The sequence below is a fragment of the Kineococcus terrestris genome (assembly GCF_041020755.1).
Taxonomy (GTDB): domain Bacteria; phylum Actinomycetota; class Actinomycetes; order Actinomycetales; family Kineococcaceae; genus Kineococcus; species Kineococcus terrestris.
Genome location: NZ_JBEUEI010000032.1, coordinates 19,270 through 44,465, shown reverse-complemented (window position 1 = coordinate 44,465; position 25,196 = coordinate 19,270). Strand labels below are relative to the sequence as shown.

26 protein-coding genes and 1 tRNA gene are annotated in these 25,196 nt (G+C 75.5%); 14 read left to right on the top strand and 13 right to left on the bottom strand.

The annotated features are described in order from the left end of the window. The 4 genes from AB8M62_RS16630 to AB8M62_RS16615 all read right to left on the bottom strand — a co-directional run. A partial coding sequence (locus AB8M62_RS16630; RefSeq protein WP_507237570.1) for an alpha-L-arabinofuranosidase family protein occupies positions 1-760 on the bottom strand: 760 nt, incomplete at its 3' end. A 128-nt stretch (positions 761-888) separates the two neighbouring features. Next, positions 889-1,449 (bottom strand): HPP family protein, encoded by a 561-nt coding sequence (locus AB8M62_RS16625; RefSeq protein WP_369070258.1) that lies wholly within the window; start codon positions 1,447-1,449, stop codon positions 889-891. Then, on the bottom strand, positions 1,446-1,913 hold the full coding sequence (locus AB8M62_RS16620) for a hypothetical protein (RefSeq protein WP_369070257.1): 468 nt from the start codon (positions 1,911-1,913) through the stop codon (positions 1,446-1,448). The genes AB8M62_RS16625 and AB8M62_RS16620 overlap by 4 nt, the downstream gene beginning before the upstream one ends. 2 nt (positions 1,914-1,915) lie before the next feature. Further along, positions 1,916-4,483 carry a molybdopterin oxidoreductase family protein gene (locus tag AB8M62_RS16615; protein WP_369070256.1) on the bottom strand — a complete coding sequence of 856 codons (2,568 nt, stop codon included), beginning with the start codon at positions 4,481-4,483 and terminating at the stop codon, positions 1,916-1,918. A 206-nt stretch (positions 4,484-4,689) separates the two neighbouring features. On the opposite strand from AB8M62_RS16615, the gene panD reads away from it, so the two are divergent. From panD to AB8M62_RS16595, 4 genes are all read left to right on the top strand, one after another. Next, the gene (gene panD, locus AB8M62_RS16610) at positions 4,690-5,115 is read left to right on the top strand and encodes an aspartate 1-decarboxylase (RefSeq protein WP_369055579.1); all 426 of its coding nucleotides are present in this window, start codon (positions 4,690-4,692) and stop codon (positions 5,113-5,115) included. A 261-nt stretch (positions 5,116-5,376) separates the two neighbouring features. Then, a complete protein-coding gene (locus AB8M62_RS16605; RefSeq protein ID WP_369055578.1) occupies positions 5,377-6,162 on the top strand; it encodes an AMIN-like domain-containing (lipo)protein in 786 nt (261 codons plus the stop codon). A gap of 242 nt (positions 6,163-6,404) precedes the next feature. After that, positions 6,405-6,644 (top strand): hypothetical protein, encoded by a 240-nt coding sequence (locus tag AB8M62_RS16600; RefSeq protein WP_369055577.1) that lies wholly within the window; start codon positions 6,405-6,407, stop codon positions 6,642-6,644. Further along, positions 6,641-7,711: a CDP-glycerol glycerophosphotransferase family protein gene (locus AB8M62_RS16595; protein WP_369070255.1), complete on the top strand. Its 1,071-nt coding sequence runs from the start codon at positions 6,641-6,643 to the stop codon at positions 7,709-7,711. Before AB8M62_RS16600 ends, AB8M62_RS16595 begins: the two co-directional genes overlap by 4 nt. A gap of 76 nt (positions 7,712-7,787) precedes the next feature. Here AB8M62_RS16595 and AB8M62_RS16590 read toward each other — a convergent pair whose 3' ends face one another. From AB8M62_RS16590 to AB8M62_RS16575, 4 genes are read right to left on the bottom strand one after another with little or no spacing between them, the layout of a single operon-like run. After that, entirely contained in the window at positions 7,788-8,267 is a 480-nt protein-coding gene (locus AB8M62_RS16590; RefSeq protein WP_369055575.1) for a hypothetical protein, read from the bottom strand. A 49-nt stretch (positions 8,268-8,316) separates the two neighbouring features. Further along, complete coding sequence (locus AB8M62_RS16585; RefSeq protein WP_369070253.1) at positions 8,317-9,135, bottom strand: DUF4184 family protein; 819 nt, start codon at positions 9,133-9,135, stop codon at positions 8,317-8,319. Between the two features lie 35 nt (positions 9,136-9,170). Further along, positions 9,171-10,439: a glycosyltransferase gene (locus AB8M62_RS16580; RefSeq protein WP_369070251.1), complete on the bottom strand. Its 1,269-nt coding sequence runs from the start codon at positions 10,437-10,439 to the stop codon at positions 9,171-9,173. Positions 10,440-10,464: 25 nt separating this feature from the next. After that, on the bottom strand, positions 10,465-11,064 hold the full coding sequence (locus AB8M62_RS16575) for a TetR/AcrR family transcriptional regulator (protein WP_369055572.1): 600 nt from the start codon (positions 11,062-11,064) through the stop codon (positions 10,465-10,467). Positions 11,065-11,195: 131 nt separating this feature from the next. On the opposite strand from AB8M62_RS16575, the gene AB8M62_RS16570 reads away from it, so the two are divergent. Continuing rightward, positions 11,196-12,260, top strand: a complete 1,065-nt coding sequence (locus tag AB8M62_RS16570) for an NAD(P)/FAD-dependent oxidoreductase (protein ID WP_369070250.1) — start codon at positions 11,196-11,198, stop codon at positions 12,258-12,260. Here the strand turns inward: AB8M62_RS16570 and AB8M62_RS16565 are convergent, their stop codons facing one another. Genes AB8M62_RS16565 through AB8M62_RS16550 form a run of 4 tightly spaced genes read right to left on the bottom strand, consistent with a single transcriptional unit; the run spans position 12,261 to position 15,592 of the window. Continuing rightward, positions 12,261-12,704 (bottom strand): SRPBCC family protein, encoded by a 444-nt coding sequence (locus AB8M62_RS16565; protein ID WP_369055570.1) that lies wholly within the window; start codon positions 12,702-12,704, stop codon positions 12,261-12,263. A 44-nt stretch (positions 12,705-12,748) separates the two neighbouring features. After that, complete coding sequence (locus AB8M62_RS16560; RefSeq protein ID WP_369070249.1) at positions 12,749-13,258, bottom strand: hypothetical protein; 510 nt, start codon at positions 13,256-13,258, stop codon at positions 12,749-12,751. A 43-nt stretch (positions 13,259-13,301) separates the two neighbouring features. Continuing rightward, positions 13,302-14,408, bottom strand: a complete 1,107-nt coding sequence (locus AB8M62_RS16555) for a Gfo/Idh/MocA family protein (RefSeq protein WP_369055568.1) — start codon at positions 14,406-14,408, stop codon at positions 13,302-13,304. After that, positions 14,405-15,592 carry a Gfo/Idh/MocA family protein gene (locus AB8M62_RS16550; protein ID WP_369070248.1) on the bottom strand — a complete coding sequence of 396 codons (1,188 nt, stop codon included), beginning with the start codon at positions 15,590-15,592 and terminating at the stop codon, positions 14,405-14,407. Before AB8M62_RS16550 ends, AB8M62_RS16555 begins: the two co-directional genes overlap by 4 nt. Positions 15,593-15,765: 173 nt before the next feature. Between AB8M62_RS16550 and AB8M62_RS16545 the strand changes: the two genes are divergently transcribed. Next, positions 15,766-15,842 (top strand) — tRNA-Thr (locus AB8M62_RS16545). Between the two features lie 9 nt (positions 15,843-15,851). Here AB8M62_RS16545 and AB8M62_RS16540 read toward each other — a convergent pair. Further along, a complete protein-coding gene (locus AB8M62_RS16540) occupies positions 15,852-16,652 on the bottom strand; it encodes a formate/nitrite transporter family protein (RefSeq protein ID WP_369070247.1) in 801 nt (266 codons plus the stop codon). A gap of 190 nt (positions 16,653-16,842) precedes the next feature. Between AB8M62_RS16540 and AB8M62_RS16535 the strand changes: the two genes are divergently transcribed. The 8 genes from AB8M62_RS16535 to AB8M62_RS16500 all read left to right on the top strand — a co-directional run bounded on the left by AB8M62_RS16535 (position 16,843) and on the right by AB8M62_RS16500 (position 25,157). Beyond that, entirely contained in the window at positions 16,843-17,157 is a 315-nt protein-coding gene (locus AB8M62_RS16535; RefSeq protein WP_369070246.1) for a GNAT family N-acetyltransferase, read from the top strand. Between the two features lie 64 nt (positions 17,158-17,221). Beyond that, positions 17,222-17,452 (top strand): hypothetical protein, encoded by a 231-nt coding sequence (locus AB8M62_RS16530; protein WP_369070244.1) that lies wholly within the window; start codon positions 17,222-17,224, stop codon positions 17,450-17,452. Between the two features lie 275 nt (positions 17,453-17,727). Next, positions 17,728-18,648, top strand: coding sequence for a carbohydrate ABC transporter permease (locus tag AB8M62_RS16525; RefSeq protein WP_369070243.1), 921 nt, complete (start codon positions 17,728-17,730; stop codon positions 18,646-18,648). Beyond that, positions 18,638-19,576: a carbohydrate ABC transporter permease gene (locus AB8M62_RS16520; protein ID WP_369055562.1), complete on the top strand. Its 939-nt coding sequence runs from the start codon at positions 18,638-18,640 to the stop codon at positions 19,574-19,576. Before AB8M62_RS16525 ends, AB8M62_RS16520 begins: the two co-directional genes overlap by 11 nt. 74 nt (positions 19,577-19,650) lie before the next feature. Then, positions 19,651-20,973 (top strand): ABC transporter substrate-binding protein, encoded by a 1,323-nt coding sequence (locus tag AB8M62_RS16515; RefSeq protein WP_369055561.1) that lies wholly within the window; start codon positions 19,651-19,653, stop codon positions 20,971-20,973. 67 nt (positions 20,974-21,040) lie between these two features. Further along, positions 21,041-22,375 carry an ABC transporter substrate-binding protein gene (locus AB8M62_RS16510; protein ID WP_369055560.1) on the top strand — a complete coding sequence of 445 codons (1,335 nt, stop codon included), beginning with the start codon at positions 21,041-21,043 and terminating at the stop codon, positions 22,373-22,375. A 50-nt stretch (positions 22,376-22,425) separates the two neighbouring features. Beyond that, a complete protein-coding gene (locus AB8M62_RS16505) occupies positions 22,426-23,775 on the top strand; it encodes an ABC transporter substrate-binding protein (RefSeq protein WP_369070241.1) in 1,350 nt (449 codons plus the stop codon). A gap of 41 nt (positions 23,776-23,816) precedes the next feature. Continuing rightward, complete coding sequence (locus tag AB8M62_RS16500; protein ID WP_369055558.1) at positions 23,817-25,157, top strand: ABC transporter substrate-binding protein; 1,341 nt, start codon at positions 23,817-23,819, stop codon at positions 25,155-25,157. Positions 25,158-25,196 lie beyond the last annotated feature (39 nt).

The window sequence follows — 25,196 nt, the reverse complement described above, 5'->3', positions numbered from 1 at the left end:
TGCCGTGCCCGCTGACCTGGCCGGCGCCCAGGTAGCGGCCCAGGTTCTGCATGAGGACCTCGGTCCAGGCGTAGTCGGCGTCCGCCGCCCCCGCCGCGATGCGGTACAGGCTGTTGCCGCCGTGCTCACGCGCGTAGGTGCCGAACTGGCGGGCCAGCTCGGCGTAGGCACCGGCGCCCATGTTGCCCCCGCAGCCCCACGGCTCGTTGCCCAGCCCCCAGAACGGCACCCGCCACGGCTCCTGGCGCCCGTTGGCCCGGCGAAGCGCGGCCATCGGGGAGTCATCGGCGCGGGTCAGGTACTCGATCCACTCCGCCGCCTCGCGCACCGTCCCCGAGCCGACGTTGGCCGACACGTACGCCTGGGTGTCCAGCAGCTCGCACAGGTGCATGAACTCGTGGGTGCCGAAGGCGTTGTCCTCCACCACGTCGCCCCAGTGGGAGTTGACCATCCGCGGGCGCTCCGAGCGCGGCCCGATGCCGTCGCGCCAGTGGTAGGTGTCGGCGAAGCAGCCCCCCGGCCAGCGCAGGTTCGGGATCGCCAGCTCCCGCAGAGCCTGCACGACATCCAGCCGGATGCCGCCCTCGTTGGGGATGGGCGAGTCCTCCCCCACCCAGAAGCCGCCGTAGATGCAGCGGCCCAGGTGCTCGGCGAAGTGCCCGTACAAGTGCCGGCTGATCTTCGGGCCGCGCACGTCGAGGTCGACGACGGCGCTGACGCGGGCGGAGGACTGCGAGGCGGCGGGGGTGCTGGTGGACACGGGGTTCTCCTCGTCGGTGGTGGTGCGTCGTCAGCGAGCGCACCACCGTGTGCAACGTTGCAACGCGAGGTCGAGCCTCACGCCGGCCGGGGAGCTTGTCAACACCCCCGGGGGACTCGCCCGTCGGGTCAGCGCCACAGCGGCTGGCGGACCCCGAGCGCGCGGTTCAGGGCGACCGCCAGCGCGGTCACCAGCACGACGCCCGCCACGACGCTCGTCAGCTCGGTGGCCGAGGTGAGCAGACCGAGGCTGACGAGGAGCGTCGTCGCCCCCGCGGGCGGGTGCGGGGCGGCGAGCAGCTTCAGCACGAGAGCCGTCAGGGCCACGGACAGGCCCGCGGCCACCAGGCGCGCGAGCGTGACGCCCTCCTGCGTGGCAGGCGGGTGGTCCTGCAGGCCGAACAGGGCCAGGCAGGCGGCGCCGGCCGAGACCGCCACGACGTGCCCGACGAGGGTGTTGCGGGGCGCGGAGGCCGACTGGCGCGGCGACTCGAAGAACAGCACGACGGTGGGTCCCAGGCTCGGGAACAGCAGCGGCTGGCGCAGCAGCAGCGCGGCCAGGCCGGCCGCGCACACCACCACCAGGCACAGGGCGAAGGCGTACGCGCCCGCGCCCGGGCGCCCAGCGCGCCGCTCGGCCGCCTCCAGCAGCCCGCCGGGGCCACGCCCGTCCCCGTCACCACCGCTCATGTCGAGCCGCCGGCGGCGATGAGCGCCTGGGGCGCTGCCTGCTTCAGGCGGGTGAGCAGCCACACCAGCTGCCGCCGGGTGTCCTCCTCGCACGAGCGGACGACGCCCAGGAGCTCGCGGTCGCGGACGCCCTGGGCCGCCTGGCCCAGCACCGTCCAGGTCACGTCGACGAACGAGGCGAGGACGTACAGGTCCTGCAGGTCGCGCAGCAGCCCCACCCCGCCGCTGCGCACCCCCGGCAGCCCCTGCGCGTGCAGGCGCTCCGGCTCGTCGTCGGGACGCTCCCCGTAGCGCTCGGCCACCGGCGCCAGCCGCTCCACGTGCGCGTCGCACCAGCCGGCGAGGCGCCGGCAGTCGACGACGACGTCCGGTTCGGCGGCGTGCCCCCGCGCCACCTGGCGGAAGGAGTCGGCCAGCGTCGCGCTGGCCGCGTGCTGCAGGCCCACGTAGATCGGCAGGTGCACGGTCAGCTCCCCGGGGTCGAGGCGGACGGGCCGCAGCGGCCCGGGGCAGGCGGCGGGGGCGGGGCGGCGTCGAACCGCTCGCTGGTCGCCGCGTCCGGCCCCCCGGTGGTCGGCGGGACCGACCCCGGGTCGGCGGGGGCGGACGCGGTGGTGGTGGGCGCGGGCGCCGGTCCCTCCCCCGGTCCGGCGCGCACGACGCGCACGGCCGCGACCTTGAGCACCGGCTGCTTGGAGACGGGGTCCCACTCGGTCATCGTCATCTCGTTGGCGGTGCGCGGGCGCCCGGGTGGCGAGCCGTCGCCGGAGCCCCCGCCGGAGACGTCACCGGGGACGTCACCGGGGACGTCACCGGGGACGTCGAACCAGCCGAAGTGGAACGGCACGAACACCACCCCGTCGCGCCCGCGCCCGATCCGAGCCGGGACGACGACGTGCCCGCGCGGCGACTCCACCCGCACGAGGTCGCCCTCGGCCACGCCGAGGCGACCCGCGTCGGCCACGGACAGCTCCGCCCAGGCGTCCGGGGCCGCCCGCTGCAGCTGCCGCGAGCGTCCCGTCTTGGTGCGGGTGTGGAAGTGGTAGACGGTCCGCCCGGTGGTGAGGACGAACGGGAACTCCCCCGACGGCGTCTCCGGCGGTGGGGAGAAGGCCGCGGCCTTGAGGAACGCCCGCCCGGCGGGCTCCAGGGCCCGGTAGGTCCGCTCGTCGAGCGAGCCGCCGGTGACCAGGTCGTGCCCGTACGACTCGCACACGTCGGGGTCGGTCGGGAACACCCCGTCGGCGTACAGCCGGTCGGTGCCCTCGGGGGCGTCGGCGTTCACCGGCCAGGGCACGCCGCTGCCGCCGCGCAGCTGCTCGTAGCTCAGGCCCGTGTAGTCGCAGGGGCGGCCGCGGGTGCACTCCTTCCACGCCTCGAACACCTCCTCCGGCGTCGTCCACGTGATCAGCGGATCCCCGTCGCGGTCGCGGAGGTCCATGCGCTGCGCGTAGTCCAGGAACACGTCGAGGTCGCTGCGCGCCTCCCCCGGCGGGTCGACGGCCTTCTCCGACAGGTGGACGGTGCGGTTGACGTTGGTGAACGTCCCCTGCTTCTCGCCCCACAGCGCCGCGGGCAGCACCACGTCGGCGTACCGCGCGGTCTCGGTGAGGAAGCCGTCCTGCACGACGACGAACAGGTCCTCGCGCTCGAGGATCGAGCGGATCCGGCCCAGCTCCGGCAGCGACACGGCCGGGTTCGTCCCTGAGATCCACAGGAACCGCACGGACCCCTGCTCGCAGTAGCGCCAGATCTGCATGGCGTGGGTCGGCGGGGACCAGTGCGGGACGACGAGCGGGTCGACGTTCCACAGGTCGGCGAGCTGCCGCACGTGCTCGGGGTTGTCCCAGTTGCGGAACCCCGGCAGGTCGCCGTCGGCGCCGCACTCGCGGGTGTTCTGCGCCGTGGGCTGGCCGTTCATCTGCAGCACCCCGCAGCCGGGCCGCCCGAGCAGGCCGCGCAGCAGGTGCAGGTTGTTCACCTGGCAGGAGGCGGCGGTGGCCTGGTGGGACTGGTAGAAGCCCTGCAGCACCGTGGACAGGACCCGCTCGGAGGTGCCGAACACCTCCGCGGCCCGGCGCACGTCGCGGGCGGGGACGTCGCACACCTCCGCGACCCGTTCCGGCGTCCACTCCTCGACGGTGGCCACGAGGTCGTCGAGGCCGAGGGTGTGGCGGCGCACGTACTCCTCGTCGACCCAGCCGTTGGCGACGACCTCGCGGACCAGGCCGTTCATCAGCGCCTGGTTGGTGCCGGGGACGGGGGCCAGGTGCACGCCGCCGGTGGCGGTGGCGGCCTCGGCGACCTTCGTGGTGCGCGGGTCGACGGCCACGACGACGGGCGGGTCGGCGCCGTGCACGCGGTCCAGGACCCGCGCCCACAGCACGGTCTGCGTCTCGGCCATGTTGTGCCCGTACAGGAACACCGCGTCGGCGTGCTCGACGTCGGAGTAGCTGCCCGGCTGCCCGTCGGAGCCGAAGCTCTCCTTCAGCGCGGCGGCGGCCGTCGCCGTGCACAGGCGCGTGTTCCCGTCCATGTGCGGGGTGCCGAGCCCGGCCTTGCCGACGACGGCGAGCGCGTAGTACTCCTCCAGGAACAGCTGCCCGCTGGTGTAGAAGGCGTGGCTCAGCGCACCGGCGTCGGTGGCCAGCAGTTCGCGCGAGCGCTGCACGACGCGGCCCATGGCGGTGTCCCAGTCGGACTCGACGAGGACGCCGGAAGCGTCGCGCACCAGCGGGCGGGTCAGGCGGTCGGTGCGGTTCCACTGCCAGGAGCCGTACAGGCCCTTGGGGCCAAGCCGGCCGTGGTTGACCACGTCGGCGGCCCGGCCCCGCACTCCGACCACCCGCCCGTCCCTGACGGCGATGTCGCAGCCGCAGCCGTTGCTGCACAGCACGCACGCGGACTGCACCCAGCGGTCCACGTCGGCCTCGGCGAGGCCGGCGTCGAGGTGGGAGTCGACGCGCACGGGCCACGGCGTGCCCCGCGGGTGCGGGGTGCGGGTGCCCCACACGTCGGCGATGCGGTCGGTCACGCTGGCTCCTCGGGGGTCGTCCCACCGGCCCGGGAGGGCCACGGCCACGGGCCGGCCGGGGGGCTCCACCGGGCGCCGTCGCGGGGAGTGTGCTCCTGCGCACGGGTCGCCGCGAGGCGAGGGCGGGCGGCGCGGGAACAACGACGGGGCGTGCGATGCTCCTCCCCCACGGACGGGGACCACCCCGGGGAGCGGAGGAGCAGGCGGTGCGCCGCACGCTGATGAACGGCAAGGTCCACCGGGCCACGGTGACGCAGGCGGACCTGCACTACGTCGGCTCGATCACCCTGGACGCCGACCTGTGCCGGGCGGCCGACCTCGTCGAGGGCGAGAAGGTGCAGGTCGTCGACGTGACGAACGGCGCCCGACTGGAGACGTACGTCATCGTCGGCGAGGCCGGCACCGGGCAGGTGAAGGTCAACGGCGCCGCCGCCCACCTGGTCCACCCCGGCGACGTGGTCATCGTCATCTCCTACGTGGAGGTCGAGGAGGCCGAGCGCGCCGCGCACCGCCCGCACGTGGTGCACGTCGACGACCGCAACCGGATCGTCGCGCTGGGCAGCGACCCGGCCGAACCCGTGCCCGGCGCGAGCGACCAGGTGTCCTCGCGGGGCGAGCCGGTCCGCGGCTGAGACGCGCGGGACCCGGCGCCGCGGACGTGACCTTCGTCCCTGCCGGGACCCGCCCCCCGGGCGCACGCTGGTGCCGCGCCCGGACGCGACGGCGCGTCCGGGACGACCACCGGGAGGTGCCCCGTGCTCGTGATCCGCAGGTCCCGTCGTCCGGGCCGGTCGCCGCGCGCGGCCGCCCTGCTCCTGGCTCCCCTGCTCCTTCTCACCGGCGCTCCGGTCGCCGCAGCCGCCCCGCCTGCCGGGGCGGCCCCGGCGGTCCCGGTGCTGGTGGGCGTCCGCGCCGCGCACCACCCGGGCTTCGACCGGGTCGTGTTCGACTTCCGCGGCGGCCTGCCCGCGCGGCGGGACGTCGGCTGGGTGCCCGCCCTGGTCGGGGACGGCTCCGGTGAGCCTGTGCCCGTCGCCGGCCGGGCCGTCCTGCAGGTGCGCTTCGAGAGCGCCGACGCGCACGATGCGGCCGGGGACCCGACCGCCCCCGGGCGCCTGGCGTTCGCGCTGCCGAACGTGGTGTCCGTCGTGCGCTCCGGCGACTTCGAGGCGGTGACCACCTACGGCATCGGCCTGGCCCGCCGCCAGCCGTTCCGGGTGTCGACCCTGCGCTCGCCCGACCGCGTCGTCGTCGACGTCGACGCGGCGTTCCGCACGGTCCCGCGGCGGGTGTGGTTCTTCGACGAGGGCCGCTTCCTGCGGAACGAGGAGCCCTTCTTCGTGCCGGTGACGCGCCAGGTGGTCCCCGGAGCCCCGGCCACGGGCGTGCTGGACCGCGTGTTCGCCGGGCCGACGGCGGCCGAGCACGCGCGCGGCCTGCGGCTGGTCGCCTCCGGCGCCACGGGTTTCGACCGCCTGTCGATCTCCGGCGGCACGGCCCGCGTGCGCCTGGTCGGCGGCTGCTCCAGCGGGGGTTCCACCGTCACGGTCGCCGGTCACCTCCTGCCCTCCCTGCACCAGTTCCCCGCGGTCCGGCGGGTGGAGGTGCTCGACCCCGCCGGGCGCACCGGTCGCCCCGGCGGTCCGGGCGACTCGGTGCCCGAGTGCCTCGAACCGTGAACGGGGCGCGGCGCCTCGCGCCGGCGGCCGCGGCCCTGGTGCTGTCCGCGGCCGCGCTGACGGCGTGCGCGGCCGGGCCGGACCCGGCCGCGGGCACCGGCGCGGACCCGGCGGGGGCCGCTGCGCCGTCCCGCCGGCGCCCGGCCCGGCTGTCCCGGTGCGCGCGGCCCCCGGGCAGGATGACGGGTCCCGGCGGAAGGTCCCGGCGGGACGGAGCAGGCGGGACGGACGAGGAGGTCGACGTGGGACGAGCGGACGCGCGGTGGCGGGAGCTGGATCCGGGGGTGCAGCGGGCGCTGGTGGCCGCGGGGGTGGCGGACGCGGTCCTGCGGGCGGTGGCCCTCGCGGACCTGACCCGCACCCCGCGCGAGCGGGTGCGCGGGCCGAAGGCCGCGTGGGCGCTCGCGCTGGCCGTGACCAGCTCGGCGGGCCTGCTGCCGCTGGCCTGGTTCGCGCTCGGGCGCGGGCGGGCCGGCCGGTGAGGGTCGTCTGGAACGCGTTCAACGGCCGGTACGCGGACAACCCGCGCGCGCTGCACGAGGCGCTGCTGGCGCGCGGGCGCACCGGCGACGAGCACCTGTGGCTGGCCGACGCCCGCCACGCGGCGGCGTTCCCGCCCGGCACGGCGACGGTGCCGATCGGGACGCCGGAGGCCGTGGCGGCGCTGGAGTCCGCGGACCTGCTGGTGTCGAACACCCACGTGCAGCTCGACGAGTGGCGCAAACCCCCCGGGGCGCGGTACTTGCAGACCTGGCACGGCACCCCGCTCAAGCGCATCCACCGCGACGCCGCCTCCCTGCCGGCCGAGGACGTCATGGCCGCCCTCGACGAGGACATCGCCCGCTGGGACCACCTCGTCTCCCCCAGCCCGGCGGCGACGCAGCTGCTGCTGGCGGCGTTCGGGCGCACCGGCGCGGTGCTGGAGACGGGCTACCCGCGCAACGACGTGCTGAACGCCGGCGACCGCGACGAGCGCCGCGCGCGCGTGCGCGCCGCGCTGGGCGTGCCGGAGGGCGCGACCGCCGTCCTGTACGCGCCGACGTACCGCGACGACGAGGCCGCCGCGGCCACCGACGCGCCCCTCGGGCTGGACGTGGCGGCCCTCACGGAGCGGCTCGGGCCGGACGTCGTGGTGCTGCTGCGGCTGCACCACTACGTCGCCCACCACCGCCGGCCGGCCACCGGTGAGCGGGTGCGCGACGCCTCCGGGCACCCAAACATCTCCGACCTGTACCTGGCCGCCGACGTCCTGGTCACCGACTACTCCTCCTCGATGTTCGACTTCGCCGTCACCGGCAAGCCGGTCCTGCTGTACGCGTACGACCTGGAGCACTACCGGGACCGGTTGCGCGGCTTCACGATCGACCTGGAGACCGAGGGTCCCGGCCCGGTCCTGCGCGACCAGGACTCCCTCACCGCGGCGCTGCGGGACCTGCCGGGCGTGGCCGCGGCGAGCGAGGAGCAGTACGCGCGGTTCCGCGAGCGCTGGTGCGCGCTGGAGGACGGCCGGGCGTCCGAGCGCGTCCTCGACGCCCTCGGCCTCGCCTGACCCCGCCTCCCCGTCCGACTCCTGGCGCGTTCACCACCCTTCCCGCGACCGGGAGGGGTGGTGGACGCGCCAGGAGTCAGCGGGGCGGGTCGGGCAGGACGGGGACCATCGCCGAGACGGAGCGGTCCCACACGCGCGGGTTCCGCTCGGGGTGCTCGGTGGCCAGGGCGTGGCGCACCTGCTCCAGGCTGAGCCCGGGGTCGGCGAGGCGGTGCTCGCCGGTCTCCTCGAACCGGTCCTCGGCGAAGCAGTAGGCGACCTGGTCCAGGGCGTCCATCTGCCGGGCGGTGAGCAGCTCGTCGACGAGGCGGTCGGCGGGCCGCTCGGCGTCCGGGTGCAGGGCGCGCGCCGCCTCGCAGAACTCCTCGCCGCGGGCGCTGTCGGTGAACGCGTACCGGAACTCCCCGCCCCGTCCCTCGTCGCTGACGAGCCCGAAGCTCTGCCCGTGGCGCAGCAGCTCGCACGACCAGGAGAACCCGTCACCGGCGGGGTGCTCCTGCTCCTGGTAGCCGCGCACGCTGTAGCGCTGGTGGGGGTGGCTGGTCGGCAGGACCACGGCGGGCCCCCTCCTGTCGGTCGGGTCGGTCGAGTCGAGTCGGTCGGCGTCATCGTCCGCCGCGGGAGCGGGCGGGCGCCAGGCGGTGCCCGGTCGCGGCGCGGTGCACCCACCAGGCCGCCACCGCGACGACCGCCGCCAGCCCCAGGGCGGCGCCCGCGCCCTTGACGGCGTCCGAGGCGACGCCCTCGAGGAGGTGCAGGCCGCTCACGCCGGTCTCGCCCCACCACCGGCGGGCGGCGAGCACCGCGCCGGTCAGCGCGGCGCCCGCCGCGAGCACCAGCGCGGTCCCGGCGCGGCGCCGGGCCGGGCCGTCCAGACCGGCGAGCAGCCGGGCGCGCCGGCGGTGCGCGAACACCGCCAGCACGAGCAGCCCGGCGACGCTGTTGCCGTGCTCCCACACCCGCGCCCGCGTCAGCCCGGCGAACGCCGGCTCGCCCGACGCCGGGAACCGCTGCACCAGCCAGCCGTCACCGTGCGTCAGGCCGTCCCACACCAGGTGCGTCGCGATCCCCACCAGCGCGGACACGAGGACCCGCGCCGCACCCGCCCACCACGCCCGGCGGGTGCGGTCCGGCCGCGGAGCCAGCGCGGGCAGCAGCGCGGCGAGGGGTCGCCGCGCGAGCAGCCAGAGCGCGAACAGCGCGAGCGCCAGCGGCAGGGCGACGGGCAGCAGGCCCGCCGCGCTGTGCGAGGTGGTCGCGTTGAGGAACGGCTCGTACCAGGACTGCGCGCTGACCGGGATCCCCGTGGCCCGCAGCGAGTACGGCACGTCCGGCGCGACGGCCCCCGCGACCAGCGCCGCCGGCACGAGGGGCCCGCGCAGCAGCGGCAGGACGGCAGCCGGGTGGGCGGGGGTGACGGGCACGGTCCCCCATCGTGCCGCGCCGCCCGGGCGGGGTGTCAGGGGACGGTCTCGCGCGGCGCTCGCGAGCCCGCCGCCTCCACCTCCTCCAGGAGCGGTGAGGACGCGGCGTCCTCGCGCAGCGCCCGTCCCAGCCGGGCGGCCGCTGCCCGGAACGACGGCTCCTCGAGCAGCCGGCGGACCGCGCGCGCGATGGCGGCCGTGGACGCGGTGGGCTTCAGCCCGAGACCCGCCCCGCGGTGGACGAACCGGACGACGTTGTCGGCCTGGTCGCGCCCCATGGGCAGGCCCAGCACCGCGGCACCGGCCGCCAGGGCCTTGACCGTCGTGCCGTGCCCGGCGTGCGTGACGACCACCGCGGCCAGCGGGAACACCTGCGCGTGCGGGGCGCTGCGCACGACGTGCACCCGGTCCGTGCCGGGCACCTCGCCCGGGTCGACGGCCGGGCCCGTGGTGACCAGCCCGCGCACGGGCAGCCGGTCCAGGGCCGCGACGACCCGCCGCAGCAGGGGGACCTGCCGCATGTAGCTGCTCGAGAGCCCCACGACGACGAGCGGTTCGTCGCCCGGGGGCAGGTCGACCGGTCCGGCCCAGGGAGGGTCGTCGAGGACGGGGCCGACGTAGCGCACGTTGGCGGGCAGCCGGGCGGGGAAGTCGAAGGCGCGCGAGGTGAGGACCAGCACGCGGGCGGCGTGGTCCCACTGCTCGTAGACCGTCCGCACGGGCGGCAGCCCGAGGAGGGCGCGCGCGGCGTTGAAGTCACCCATCCCCCGGTCCCACATCCTCCTCACGGCGCCGTTGACCAGGTCGTCCCGGGCGCGCCCCAGCGGACCGCGCGCGGGGCGCAGCCCCAGCCCGAGCGGCGGCATCCCCGGCGCCGGGGCGAAGTAGATGTTCGGCATGAGGCAGACCTGGGGGACGCCGAGGGACTCAGCACCCGCCAGCGCGCCGAGCAGCGCACCGTTGGCCAGCAGCACGTCGGCGGGCCGCTCCGCCAGGACGCGGCGGGTGTCCCGGGAGAACGCGGCGGCCGGGCCGGTGAAGAGCCGGTCGCGCACGCGGGCGAACTGCCCGAACGGCGTCCGGCACTCCCAGTCCCGGAACAGGTCGCCGTCGACGCCCTCGTCGACGCGGTGCGGCGCCTCGACCCAGGGACGGAACTCGGCCCCGAGCGCCGTGACGGCGCCCTCCATCGTCGGGTCGCCCAGCACGGTGGCGGTGTGCCCCCGGGACAGCAGGCGCCGGGTCACGCCCAGCTCCACCGGGACGGTTCCACCGCCCTCCCAGAGCGCGAGCAGGTGGTGCATCGTTCCTCCTCCGGACGGTGCGCCGTCAGGGTCCGGCCGCTGCGGCGAGCACGGCGCGGAGCATCAGCCGCAGGGTGGCGCCGGTCTCGGCGCGCGAGCGCCCCAGGTCGCGGCGCAGGAGCTTCCAGGTCCCCACGTCGGTCGAGGCGTACAGGGCCGCCAGGACGCGCCGCCGGTGGCGCGGATCGTGGGGCAGGACGTCGCCGAAGACGTCCGCCAGCCAGGACGTGTGGGTGGTCCGCGCCGTAGCGAGGACCCCGCCGAGCAGGTCAGGCGCGCGCTCGACCGCCGGGAGCAGGAACGCGTACGCGTCGCCGTACTCCTCGTACTCGCGCAGCAGTTGCGCGACGGCCGCGTCGACGTCTCCGCGGGGCACCGGCGCGCGGGCCGCCCGGATCTCCGCCCCCAGTTCGTCGAGGACGGCGAGGAACAGGTTCTCCTTGGAGGTGAAGTGGTTGAGCAGGGTTTGCTGGCTCACTCCGGCCGCCGCGGCGACGCGCGCGAGCCGGACGTCGTCGTAGGGCCTGGTGAGGAACTCGGCCCGAGCGGCCGAGAGGAGGCGCCGGCGGGTGCGCTCGGTGCTCGCGGCCCGGACCCCCATCCGGTACGGGCGCGTCCCCGCCACGGCTCCAGCGTCCTCTTCGCTGGAGCCGTGGTCAAGCGAAGACGGCGCCCTCCCGGCCGGAGGACGGGAACTCCCTCGCGCCGCCCCGCGCGGCCCGGCAGCCTGGCGGGAGGGCACGGGGAGGGCGAGCGGTGCGGGTGGTCGTGGTGGGCGCCGGGATCGTCGGCGCGGCGGTGGCGCACGAGGTGGCGCGCGCCGGCGCCGACGTCGTCCTGCTGGACGCCGGGCCGCCCGCCTCCGGCGTGACCGCGGACTCCTTCGCGTGGATCGGCGAGCCGCGCGGCAGCGACCCGCCCGACGCGAGCACCCCGCTGCGCCGGCTGGCGCTGGCGGAGCACCGGCGCCTGGAGGCGCAGGTGCCGGGCGCCCGGGTGCGGTGGCGGGGGTGCGTGACGTGGGGCGCGCAGCCCTTCGCCGCGGACGTGCCGCTGGGTCCCGGGGAGCGGCTGCTGGACGCCGGGCGGCTGGCCCGGCTCGAACCGCATCTGCGGGTGCGGCCGGAGCGGTCCCCGCACCTGGTGCGCGACGGCGCGGTGGACCCGGTGGCGCTGGTGCGGGCGCTGGCGCGGGCGGCCCGGGCGCGCGGGGCGCGGGTCCTGCCGCGCACGGCCGCCACGGGGCTGGACGTGCGCGGCGCACGGGTCACCGGCGTGCGCACGACGGCCGGGACCGTGCCCGCCGACGCCGTCGTCCTCGCCGCCGGGACGGGCACCCGCGCGCTGTGCGCGCCGCTGGGCCTGGACCTGCCCGTCGCGGGGTCCCCGGCGCTGCTGGTGCGCCTGTCCGCTCCCCCGGGCCTGGTGGGCACCCTCGTCGCCGCCCCGGACCTGGAGGTCCGCGAGGCCGCCGCCGGGCTGCTGCTGGCGACCGCCGGCGAGGAGGGCGCGGGCGGGGACCCGCGGGCGGCGGGCGAGGAGGTCCGCCGGCGGGTCCTGGACGCGTTCGACGTCGCGCCCGGCGCGGTCCGCGTCCTCGGCGCGCGGACGGGGGTGCGCCCGGTGCCCGCGGACGGCCTGCCGCTGACCGGCCCCGTCCCGGGGACCGCCGGGCTCCACGTCGCGGTGCTGCACGCGGCGCTCACGCTGGCGCCGGCCGTCGCGCGGCTGCTGGCCGCGGAGGTCGTGCACGGCGCCGAGGCCGCGGAACTGGTGCCCCTGCGACCCGGCCGGCCGGTACCCGCGGGGTGGGGCGGCTGATCACCCCGGGAGGGCCTCCGCGACGCGCTTGAGGCGCGCCAGGTCCGCGCGCACGGCGGCGGCGTCGCGGGCGAACTCCTCCTGGCCCGCCCCCGGCGGGCGCAGCAGCGTGAACACCACCTCGCACCCCTCGCCGTCGGGCACCACGCGCAGCGGCACCCGCACGCTCTCACCGGCGGGGGTGAGCACCTCGTGGTCCAGGACACCGGGCTCGTCGCCGGTGAACCGGAACCGCGCGCGGCCCGCGGGTGTGCGCACCCACCACTCGCCGTCCTCGTGCTCGACGGCGTCGCCCACGCCGCTGGACCAGCGCGGCAGGTTCTCCGGGTCGCGGGCGAAGGAGTGGACCAGCTGCGCCGGCCGGTCGACGTGCACGGCCAGGCGCAGGGCGCCCGCGGTGGTCGGGTCGGGCGACTGACGGACCCCGTCCTGCGCTGCGGTCACCGCCGCAGCGTGGCACGCGGGTCCGACAGCCGTCGGCGGGGCGCTCAGCGCGCGGGCACCTCCCGGACCAGGAGCAGCACCGGGGACGGGCCGGACGGCGGGGCGCCCCCGCCGCCCGTGGCCACCAGGACCACGCCGGCCGTGCGGGTCCGGCCGTCGCAGACCAGCGCGGGCACGGCGCCGTCGCGCGACTCCGCCGGCAGCGGCGTCCACACCGGCTCGGCCGCCACCGTCGTCACCGCGACCGCGCCCACCGGCCCGGGCGCCTCGCAGCGGTAGGCCAGGACGCGGTCCCCGCGCTCGCCCGGCAGCGCGGGCCGCAGCAGCGCCGCCACGGGCAGCAGCGGCACGGGCCGCCCCGCGCCGTAGACGGGCGCCAGCAGGTCGGCGACCACCCGCGCCCGCGGCGGCAGGGGCGGGACCGGCGGCGGGTGCGCCGGGGCGGGAGGGGTGAACGCCCAGGCGAGCGGCAGCAGCGCCGCGGCGGCGGCCAGCGCCCGGGCGGCGCTGCGCGAGCGCGGCGCCCGGGACGCACGCGCTGCGTCGCACGGCACGCCAGCGACTGTGCACCCCCGCGGGCGGGAGCACCAGGCCGGTTCAGCCCACCCGGGCCGCCGCGCCCCCGCGCGGCACCGGGGACAGGTCCACCGCCGCCTCCTGCGCCTGCACCGCGAGCTCGATGGCGGTGAAGGCGTGCTCCTGCGTCATCGCCGTCTCGGTGCGCTCCAGGCAGTCGCGCACGAGCTGCCCGAAGAACGGGTAGCCGACCTTGCCCGAGACCCGGAAGTGCGTCTCCTGCTCGCCGTTGGCCAGGAACACGTGGCCGGGCCCGTCCTGGGTGCCGAGGTTGAAGTACTTGCGCTGCTCGATGTACCCCTCGGTGCCGAGGATGAACGTGCGCCCGTCGCCCCAGGACTGCAGGCCGTCGGGGGTGAACCAGTCGCAGCGGAAGTAGCCGGTGGCGCCGGTGTCCGTGACGAGGTTGGCGTCGCCGAAGTCGTCGAGCTCCGGGTGCTCGGGGTTCGCGTAGTTCGCGATCTGGCTGTTGACCACCCGGGCGCTCGTGGACCCGGTGTAGTGCAGGACCTGGTCGACGTTGTGGCTGCCGATGTCGACGAGGATGCCGCCGTACTTGTCCTTCTCGAAGAACCACGCGGGCCGGTTCGCGGCGTTCAGGCGGTGCGGGCCCATCCCGATGACCTGCACGACCTTCCCGATCGCGCCCTGCTCGATCAGCTGGCCGGCGAACACGGCGGCCTCGACGTGGACGCGCTCGGAGTAGTAGACGGCGTACTTGCGGCCGGTGCGCCGCACGCCCTCGCGGGCGGCGGCCAGCTGCTCCAGCGTCGTCAGCGGCGCCTTGTCGGTGAAGTAGTCCTTGCCGGCGTCCATCACCCGCAGGCCCAGCGCGCAGCGCTCGCTGGTGACGGCGGCACCGGCCACGAGCCGCACCGCCGGGTCGTCGAGGACCTCCGCCTCCGAGCGGGCCGCGCGCGCCTGCGGGAACCGCTCGCGGAAGCGCTCCACCTTCGCCGGGTCGGGGTCGTAGACCCAGCTCAGCGTGGCCCCGGCGCCCAGCAGCCCCTCGCACATGCCGAACACGTGGCCGTGGTCCAGGCCGACCGCCGCGATCGGGAACTCGCCCTCGGACACGACGGGGTCGGGCAACGGGGCGGGCGCGTACGTGCCGCCGTCGGCGCTCACCGGGCCACCGCCCGCTCCGCGGGGTCGCCGGGCACGGTGATCGACCCGCCCAGGTCGTCCACGGAGGCGCTCTTGGCGTAGAAGCGCGGGGCGCGCGCGGGCAGGGTGCCGGCGGCGGACCACGGGTCGTCGGCGGCCAGCGGCAGCTCGACGGTGCGGCCCTCGATCCCCGCCCGGTACACGGCGGTGATGAGCTCGATGGTGCGCCGGCCGTCGCGGCCGTCGACCGCGGGCGCCCGGCCGGTCTCCAGCGCGGTCAGCACGTCGTCGACCTGACCGGTGTGACCGGTGTGCGCGAGGGGGCGGTGGGCGGCGGCCAGCTCGCGCAGCCGCTCGACGAGCTCCGGGTTCCCGCCGGGGACGGGGAACCCGTTGGACTGCGCGGTGTCGGCGACCACCTCGCCGGACAGGGACACGGACGCCTCGCGGCCCTGCACGACGATGCCCTGCGGCTCGCCGTGGTGGACGACGGAGGCGGTCAGCGTGGCCAGGGCCCGCTCGTAGGCCAGCACGGTCACCGACAGGTCCTCCACCTCGGAGTTCTCGTGGGCGGTGTTGGCGAGCACGGAGGTCACCGCGCGCGGCGAGCCCAGCAGCCACAGCAGCAGGTCGACGTGGTGCACGGCGTGGTTGAGGGTGCAGCCGCCGCCCTCCTGCTCCCACGTGCCGCGCCACCACAGGTCGTAGTAGCCCAGTCCCCGCCACCACGCCGAGTCCACCCGGGCGTGGGTGACCGGGCCGGCCAGGCCCGAGTCGAGCAGGGTCTTCAGGCGCACGACGTCGTCGCGGAACCGGTTCTGCGCCACGGAGGAGAACAGGGCGCCGCTGCGCTGCTGCGCGCGCAGGACCGCGTCGCAGGCGGCCAGCGAGGGAGCCATCGGCTTCTCGCACAGCACGTTCACGCCCGCCTCCAGCAGGTCGACGCTGATGCGCTCGTGCGTGGACGGCGGCGTGCAGACGCTGGCGAGGTCCACGCGCAGGCCGTCGCCGCGGGCGGCGAGCAGGTCGGTGTGCGAGGCGTACACGCGGGCGTCGTCGAGGCCGTGCTCGCGGCGCACGGCCTGCGCGCGCTCGGGCACGACGTCGACGAGGGCGACGACGCGGCAGCGCTCGCCGAAGCGCCGGTAGGCCTGCAGGTGGGACGGGCTGATGTTGCCGGTGCCGATGACGGCGACGTCGATCACGTGGCTCCTCGGGTGGCTGCGCGGTGCCGCTGCGGCGCTCGGCCGGCGCGGGCGGGACGCTCGTCGTCGGGCCCGGCTGCGGATAGCGCTTACCGATCCAACGTAACAGCTCGGGCCCCGCGCGCGGAAGGGCGCGCCGGAACCGCTGTGGCAGACTCGGCGGGCACCAGAACGCCTCCTTAGCTCAGCTGGCCAGAGCAACCGCCTTGTAAGCGGTAGGTCGTCGGTTCGAGTCCGACAGGGGGCTCCAGCCGCCGCCTCACCCCTGCTGCGCCTCCGCGACGCGGTGGGGGACCCGCAGCAGCCGCACCGCCGTGACGAGCACCAGACCGCCGGTCAGGTTGCCCAGGGCGGACCACCCCAGCCGCGGCAGCCAGTCCAGGTAGCCGGAGTCCGCGCCGGCGTGGATCGCGGCGAACACCAGCAGCGAGTCCAGCACGGAGTGGAAGAGCTGCCCCCCGGCGAGCAGGGCCCCGAAGAGCACGGCCGGGACGACGCGCACCCCGACGCTCTCGGTGCCGTGCTGCATCCGGGTCATGAGGGTGATGACCAGCCCGGCGAGCACCGCCAGGGCGAAGGACCGCCAGCCGATCGGCATCGTCGCGTAGTGCCCGCCGGCCTCGACCGCCGTCGGGCGCAGCTGCGGCAGCCCGGCCACCACCAGCCAGGCGACGACCCAGCCGCCGGCCAGGTTGGCGACCAGCGTCACCCCCCACAGCCGCAGCAGCGCCACGACGGTCCCCTGACGGGCCACGACGGCCGTGACGGGGACGAGGAAGTTCTCGGTGAACAGCTCGCTGCGCGCCAGCAGCAGCGCCACGAAGCCGATCGAGAACGCGAGACCGGCCAGCAGGTGGTCGTCGGTCTCGTGCAGGACGAGCAGGTACGCCAGGACGCCGGTGCCGATGTCGGTGCCGCCCAGCAGACCGGTGCTGAGCAGGGGCAGGAAGGGACGCCGCAGACGGTCGCGCCCCTCCTCGACGAGGCGGTCGAACGCCTCCTCGATCTCCGGCTCGGGCTCCTCCGGCGGCGCGGCGGGGTGGTGGACCTGTGGGCTCACGGGAGCTCCCGAGGTCGGGCGGCGAGGGCGGTCCTCGCAGCTGCGCCCCCTGCCTACCCCGCCGGAGCCGGCGGAACCCCCGGTGGGCCGACGGGACCCGGGCGCCGCCGCGGAAGGAGCGCGGTACCGGCCGTGTTGGACGGGACGGCCGGACGCGCAGGGCGCCGGCACCGCACCCCGAGGAGCGAGCGTGAACGCGCAGGGCACCGACCCCGCCGGCCCCGCCGGGCGGCTGGACGTCGCCCACGACGAGGCCGCCCACCGCTGGGAGGGCCGCCTGGACGGCGAGCTCGTCGCGGTGGTCGACTACGTGCCGCGCGACGGGGCGTGGGCCTTCGTGCACACCGAGACCGCCCCGGGGCACGCCGGGCGGGGCCTGGCCACCCGCGTCGTCGAGGAGGCCCTGGCGGAGGTGCGCCGCCGCGGGCTGCGGGCCGTGCCGGCCTGCTCCTTCGTGCGCGACCACCTCGCCCGGCACCCCGAGCAGGGCACCGGCCTCCGCTGATCCTCCGCTCGGCGGCGGGCGAGGGTCGTGGACCCGCCGGGCCCCGAGCCGTCACAGTGGGCGCGTGGACCACTACAGCGCCTGGCGCACGTACGCCCCCGCCGGTCTCCTGCTCGTCGGCGCGGGCCTGAGCACCGCCTGCGACGCCTCGGCGCGCCGCGCGAGCGGCGCCGGGACGGCCCGCTGGGCCGCCGAGGGCACCGCGGGGCTGGTGCTGCTCAACGCGGGGCTGTGCCTGTTCGGGGAGGCGGTCAAGCGCCGCGCCCTGCACGACGTGGGCGCCGCGCGCTCCTGAGCCGGTCGCGGGCGGCGCCGCCCGCACCTGGACCTCGCCTGGACGCCTCCTGAGCGAGCCCGGACCGCGCGGCCGCAGGACCCTCCCCCGTCCACCCCGCCGTCCGGGCGTCCAGTCCCGTGGACTACTTCCACGAAGCTGGACTGCTTGCTATCGTCCCGCCGGTAAGCGCTATCCGTACCGGTCGACGACGACCCAGGAGGGGCCATGGACGACCTCGTCCCGACGATCGTTCCAGCGATCGTCGCCACGACGCGCAGGACGGCTGGGACGCCGTGAGCGCGCTCGGCGAACTGCGCCAGCTCAAGGGCCAGGCGAAGGCCGAGAACCGCGAGACGAAGACCGCCTACCTGTTCCTGGCACCCTGGTTCGTCGGCCTGTTCGTCATCACGATCGGGCCGCTGCTCGCCTCGCTGTACCTGGCCTTCACCGACTACAACCTGATCCAGGCGCCGGAGTGGATCGGGTTCGACAACTTCACGCGCATGATCGACGACCCGCGGCTGCACCAGTCGCTGACGGTCACGTTCCTGTACGTGTTCATCTCCGTGCCGCTGCAGCTGGCGCTCGCGCTGGCGCTGGCGGTGCTGCTGGACCGCGGCATGCGGGGCCTGGCGTTCTACCGCTCGGTGTTCTACCTGCCCTCGCTGCTCGGCTCCTCGGTGGCCATCGCGGTGCTGTGGCGGCAGATGTTCGGCACGCAGGGCCTGGTGAACCAGGTGCTCGCGCTGGTCGAGCTGGAGGGTCGCGGGTGGATCTCCGACCCGTCGACCGCCCTGTCGACGATCATCATCCTCAACGTCTGGACCTTCGGCGCGCCGATGGTCATCTTCCTGGCCGGCCTGCGCCAGATCCCGCGCATGTACTACGAGGCGGCCTCCACCGAGGGCGCCAGCAGGTGGCGGCAGTTCGCCTCGATCACGATGCCGCTGCTGACCCCGATCATCTTCTTCAACCTGGTCCTGCAGCTGATCCACGCGTTCCAGTCGTTCACCCAGGCCTTCGTCGTCTCCGGCGGCACCGGCGGGCCCAGCGACTCCACGCTCTTCTACACGCTGTACCTGTACCAGCGCGGGTTCTCCAACTTCGACATGGGCTACGCGTCCGCGATGGCCTGGCTGCTGGTGCTCATCATCGGCGTCTTCACCGCCATCAACTTCTACGCGTCCAAGTGGTGGGTGTTCTATGACGACTGAGACCGGAACCCAGTCCGGCGCCGCCCGCGTCACCACGACGTCCGGCGGTGCGAGCTCCGCCCGGCCCACCGCCCCCGAGAGCAGGCCGGACGGCCGCTGGCCCGGCCGCGGCCGCTCCGTCCTCAAGCACGCGCTGCTCATCGCGGCCGCGCTGCTCATGCTCTACCCGGTCCTGTGGATGATCGCCGGCTCGCTGCGCAGCCAGGACCAGATCTTCACGGCTCCCGGCCTGTGGGTGGCCGACCCGCAGCCGCAGAACTACAGCAACGGCTGGTCGGCGCTGTCCTCGCCGTTCGGGCACTACATGCTCAACTCCGCCGCGGTCGTCCTCGGCTCGATCATCGGCAACCTGGTGTCCTGCTCGCTGGCGGCCTACGCCTTCGCCCGCATGGAGTTCCTGGCCAAGCGGACGCTGTTCGCCATCATGCTGATGACGATCATGCTGCCGATCCACGTCGTGATCGTCCCGCAGTACATCCTGTTCTCCCAGCTGGACTGGCTGAACACCTTCCTGCCGCTGATCGTGCCGAAGGTGCTCGCCACCGACGCGTTCTTCGTCTTCCTCATGGTCCAGTTCATCCGCGGCATCCCGCGCGAGCTGGACGAGGCCGCGCGCATCGACGGCTGCGGGCACTTCCGGATCTTCTTCCGGATCATCCTGCCGCTCATGGTCCCGGCCCTGGCGACGACCGCGATCTTCACGTTCATCTGGACGTGGAACGACTTCTTCAGCCAGCTGATCTTCCTGACCGACCCGAACATGTACACGGTGCCGGTCGCGCTGCGCTCCTTCATCGACGCCACGGCCGAGAGCTCGTGGGGCTCGCTGTTCGCGATGAGCGTGGTGTCCCTCGTGCCGATCTTCCTGGCCTTCCTCTTCGGCCAGCGGTTCCTCATCAAGGGCATCGCCACCACCGGCGGGAAGTAGCCCTCCGCGCCACCCGTCCGCAGCACCCGCACCACCCGAGACAGCCGGGCCCTCCCGGCGGGAAGACGGTCACCGTGCCCAGCACCCCCTCCCCCGCGCGCCGCACCGTGAGCCGGCGCGCCTTCGGCGGCCTCGCCGCCGGGACCGCCGCCACCGCGGGCCTCGCGGCGTGCGGGGGCGGGTCGGGCGGTTCCGGCGACGGCCCGGCGGAGCTGCGCTTCACCTGGTGGGGCTCGGACGCGCGGCACGGCTACACGCAGGAGGTCATCGACGCCTTCAACGCCGAGCACCCGGACATCCGCGTCACCGGCGAGTTCGCCGAGTGGTCCGGGTACTGGGACCGCCTCGCCACGACGGTCGCGGCCAACGACGCGCCGGACATCATCCAGATGGACGCCATCTACCTGCGCTCCTACGCCGACCGCGGCGCCCTGCTGGACCTGTCCACGCTGGACGGCCTGGACACCTCGGGCATCGACGCGGAGGCGCTGAACACCGGCGACACGGGCGAGGGCCTGTTCGGTCTCGTGACCGGCCTGAACGCCCTCACGATCATCACCAACCCGCGGCTGCTGGAGGAGACCGGGCAGGCCCTGCCCGACGACTCCTCCTGGACGTGGGACGACTACGTGGCCGCCGGCGCGGCCGTCTCCGGCGCGGGCGTGCCCGACGTGCACGGCATCTCCGCCGGCGGCATGGACGAGATCACCCTGCAGTCGTGGGCCCGCCAGCGCGGGGAGGCGCTGTACTCGCAGGACGGCGAGGTCGTCCTGCCCACCGACCTGCTCGTGGACTGGTGGGAGCACTGGCTCGGTGCCCTGGACGCCGGCGCGGCCGTCCCCGTGACCCTCGCCGTGGAGGAGGCGACCGCTTCCCTCGACCAGAACGGCATCGCCCTCGGCCGCACCGCGATGGCCCCGTTCTGGAACACCCAGCTCACCGCGCTGGCGAAGCTGAGCGGCGACCCGCTGACGCTGCTGCGCCCGCCGCGCCAGGACCCGGCCGGCTCCACCGGCCTGTACTACAAGCCGTCGATGTTCTGGTCCGCCTCGGCGCGCACCCGCCACCCCGAGGCGTGCGCGACCTTCCTGGACTACCTGGTGAACTCCACGGACGTGGCGGACCTCATGCTCACCGAGCGCGGCGTCCCCGCCAACAGCGCGGTGCGCGAGCACATCACGCCCCAGCTGGACGAGACCGACACCCAGGTCGTGCAGTACATCGACGACGTCGCCGGTGTCGTGGAGGAGACCCCGCCGTCCGCGCCGGCCGGCGCCTCCGGCATCGAGGAGATCGTGCGCCGCTACGGCACCGACGTCCTCTTCCGCCGCCAGGAGCCCGCCGCCGCAGCGCAGGCGCTCGTCGACGAGCTGACCGCGAGCGTCCAGTCCGCCTGAACGAGCACCAGCGCACGCCGCGCACCCGCACCACCCGAACGGTCGACGACGACACAGGGAGGACCCCGTGCCCGACGCACGAGAGCACCAGCAGCAGCGACCCACCGGACCGACCCGGCGAGCGGTCGGCCTCGGCGCCCTCGGCGCCGCCGCGACCACCGGCCTGGCCGCCTGCGGGCAGGGCGGCGGGTCCGGCGACGGCCCCGTCCGCCTGCGCTTCACCTGGTGGGGCTCGGACACCCGGCACCAGTACACGCAGGAGATCATCGACGCGTTCAACGCGGAGAACCCGGACGTCGTCGTCGAGCCCGAGTTCACCGAGTGGTCCGGCTACTGGGACCGGCTGGCGACCACGGTGGCCGCCAACGACGCCCCCGACGTCATGCAGATGGACGCCGCCTACCTGCGCTCCTACGCCGACCGCGGCGCCCTGCTCGACCTGTCCCAGCAGGAGGGCCTGGACACCGGCGACATCGAGGACACCGACCTGGCCCTCGGCGAGAGCGAGGGCGGGCTGTACGGGATCGTCCAGGGCGTCGTGCCGCTGGCCGTCGTCACCAACGCCGACCTGCTGGAGCAGGCGGGTGTCCCGCTGCCCGACGACAGCGCCTGGACGTGGGAGGAGTACGCCGCCGCCGGCCTGGCCGTCACCGAGGCGGGCCTGCCGAACGTGTACGGCATCCAGACCGAGGGCGTGCAGGGGCCGCCGATGGAGAACTGGGCCCGCCAGCGCGGGGAGTCCCTGTTCACCGACAGCGGTGACGTGGGCCTGTCCCCCGACACCCTGGCCGAGTTCTGGGAGTACCAGCTCCAGCTCGCCGAGACGGGCGCGGGCACCCCCGTCACGCTCACCATCGAGCGCAACTCCGCCACCGCCTCCCTGGAGCAGTCCGGCACCGCCACCAACACGGTCGCGTTCGCTCCGTGGTGGTCCACCCAGCTCACGGCCCTGACGAACGCCTCCGGGCAGCGGCTGGTCCTGCTGCGCCCGCCGGCGCAGACCGCGGGCGGGAACCCCGGTCTGTACTACAAGGCGTCCATGTACTGGTCGGTGTCCGCGCGCAGCCGCAACCCCGAGGCCGCCGTCCGCTTCGTCAACTACCTGGCGACCTCCGACACCGCCGCCGACCTCATGCTCACCGAGCGCGGCATCCCGGCCAGCGCGCGCATCCGCGAGCGCATCACCCCGAACCTGGCCGAGACCGACCAGGCCGCCGTCGCCTACGTCGAGTCCATCGCCGACGTCGTCGAGGAGGCGCCGCCCATCCCGCCCGCCGGCGGCAACTCCTCCGGGGAGATCCTCACGCGGATCGGCGCCGACGTGCTGTTCGAGCGCCAGGAACCCGCCGCCGCCGCGCAGGCGTACGTCGACGAGCTGCAGGGCCAGATCGACTCCGCCTGACGCGCCCCCGACCGCTCCTCCCCCGCCGGAACCTCACCCCAGGAGACACCGTGACCTCGTCGCCGACGCCGAGCTCGCCCCGCCCCCCCGCCCGTCCGCTCGCCCGCCCCCTCACCCGCCGCGCGTTCGGGGCCGGCGTCGCCGGCACCGCGGCCGTCGCGGGCCTCGCCGCCTGCGGCGGGGACTCCGGCGGCGCAGCGGCCGGCGGGGGCGGCGGGGACCTGCGCTTCACCTGGTGGGGCTCCGACGCCCGCCACGCCCTGACCGAGCAGGCGATCGAGGCGTACGCGGCGGAGGAGCCGGGCACCACCGTCCGCGGCGAGTACACCGAGTGGTCGGGGTACTGGGACCGCCTGGCGACCACCGTCGCCGCCAACGACGCCCCCGACGTCATCCAGATGGACGTCCTGCAGCTGCGCTCCTACGCCGACCGCGGCGCCCTGCTCGACCTGGCGGGCACCAGCATCGACACCGGGGGCATCCCCGCGGACACGCTCGACACCGGCCGCACCGAGGAGGGCCTGTTCGCCGTCCCGGTCGGCATCAACTCCCACGTCGTCGTCGCCAACCCGGCCCTGTTCGAGGCCGCGGGCGTACCGCTGCCCGACGACACGACGTGGACGTGGCAGGACGCCCTGGACATCTCCAACCGGATCTCCGCCGCCACTGAGCCGGACGTCCAGGGCCTGCAGACGATGGGTCTGGACGAGGCCAGCCTGCAGCTGTGGGTCTCCCAGCTCGGCGGGCAGTTCTACGAGGGCACCGAGGTCACGCTCGACCCCGCGCACGTCGCCTCCTGGTGGGAGTACAACCTCGACGCCGTCGCCTCCGGCGCCGCCGCGGGCGCCAGCCTCGCCGTCGAGCGCCAGGCCGCCGGCCTCAGCCAGTCCGGCACCGCCACGGGCACCGCCGCGATGGCGGTGTGGTGGGCCAACCAGGTCACGGCGCTGTCCTCGGCAGCCGGGCAGGAGATGGTGCTGCTGCGCCCGCCGGTCCAGGAGCCCGGCGGCACCCCCGGCGTCTTCTACAAGGCGTCGATGTTCTGGTCGATCTCCTCGCGCAGCCGGAACCCGGAGGCCGCGGCCGCGTTCGTCGACTGGCTGCTGAACTCCCCCGCCGCCACGGAGATCCTCAAGGTCGAGCGCGGCATCCCCGCCGACCCCGAGCGCCGCGAGCAGGTCGTCCCGCTGCTGGAGCCGACCGACGCGCAGTCCGTGGAGTACGTGGAGTCGCTGGAGGGTTCCACCTCCCCCGCCCCGCCGGCCGCCCCGCCGGGCGCCAGCACCGTGCAGGACCTCGTCACCCGCTACGGCTCCGAGGTCCTCTTCGGCAACCAGGAGCCGCGCGCCGCCGCCGACGCGATGGTCCAGGAGCTCACGAACAACGTGGCCTCGGCGTGAGCGCCACCGACCGGGCACGACCGACACGGGGAGCCGACGACGTGGACACCAGCGGCACGACGAGCACCAGCGCGGGCACCAGCGCAGGACGCCACCCGTCCCGGCGGGCGGTCGGCCTCGGCGCCGCCGCCGCGGGCGCCGCCGCCCTGACCGCCTGCGGCGCGGGCGGTTCCGGCGGGTCCTCCGGCCCGGCCGAGCTGCGCTTCACCTGGTGGGGCTCGGACACCCGGCACCGCGCGACGCAGGAGGTCATCGACGCCTTCAACGCCGAGAACCCCGACATCCGCGTCACCGGCGAGTACACCGAGTGGTCCGGGTACTGGGACAAGCTGGCGACCACGGTGGCCGCCAACGACGCCCCCGACGTCATCCAGATGGACGTCATCCAGCTGCGCTCCTACGCCGACCGCGGCGCCCTGCTCGACCTGTCCCAGGTCGAGGGCATCGACACCAGCCTCATCGACCCCCAGGACCTGTCGACCGGGCAGACCGACGAGGGGTTGTTCGGCCTGGTCAACGGCATCGTCCCGCACGCGGTCATCGCCAACCCCGAGCTCTTCGCCGCCGCGGGCCAGGAGCTGCCCGACGACCTGGCGTGGACGTGGGACGACTACGAGCGCCTCGGGGCGGCCATCACCCAGGCCGGCCCGTCGGGCACCTACGGCCTGTCCGCCGGGGGCCTGGACGAGCCGGGGCTGGCGCTGTGGGGCCAGCAGCTGGGCAACGACTTCTACGACCGCTCCGGCACCGTCACCCTCGACCCGGAGGTCGTCGCCTCCTGGTGGGAGTACCACCTGCGCACCATCGAGAGCGGGGCCGCCACCCCCGCCTCGCTGGCGGTCGAGAGCCAGACCCTCGGCCTGGACCAGTCCGGCATGGCGACCGGCACCATCGGCATGCAGGGCATCTGGGCCACCCAGGTCACCGCGTTCACCAACGCCCACGGCTCGCCGCTGGCCCTGCTGCGCCCGCCGCGCCAGAACGCCGGCGGGGACAGCGGCCTGTTCTACAAGGCCGCCATGTACTGGTCGATCTCCGCGCGGACGCGGTACCCCGAGGCCGCCGCGCGGTTCGTGGACTACCTGGAGAACTCCACGACCGCGGGCGACATCATGCTCACCGAGCGCGGCATCCCCGCCAACCCGGAGATCCGCGAGCGGATCGTCCCGCAGCTGTCGGAGACCGACGCGCTCGCCGTGAGCTACGTCGACTCCCTGCGCGACGTCGTCGGCCCCATGCCGACGAGCGCGCCCAAGGGCGCCAGCGCCGTGCAGGCCACCGTCCTGCGCTACGGCACCGACGTCCTGTTCGGCCGGCAGGAACCGGCCGGCGCCGCGCAGGGCCTCGTGGACGAGCTCACCGCGTCCGTCGAGTCCGCCTGACCACCGGCAGCACCCACCGGCACGACCACCACCGCACCA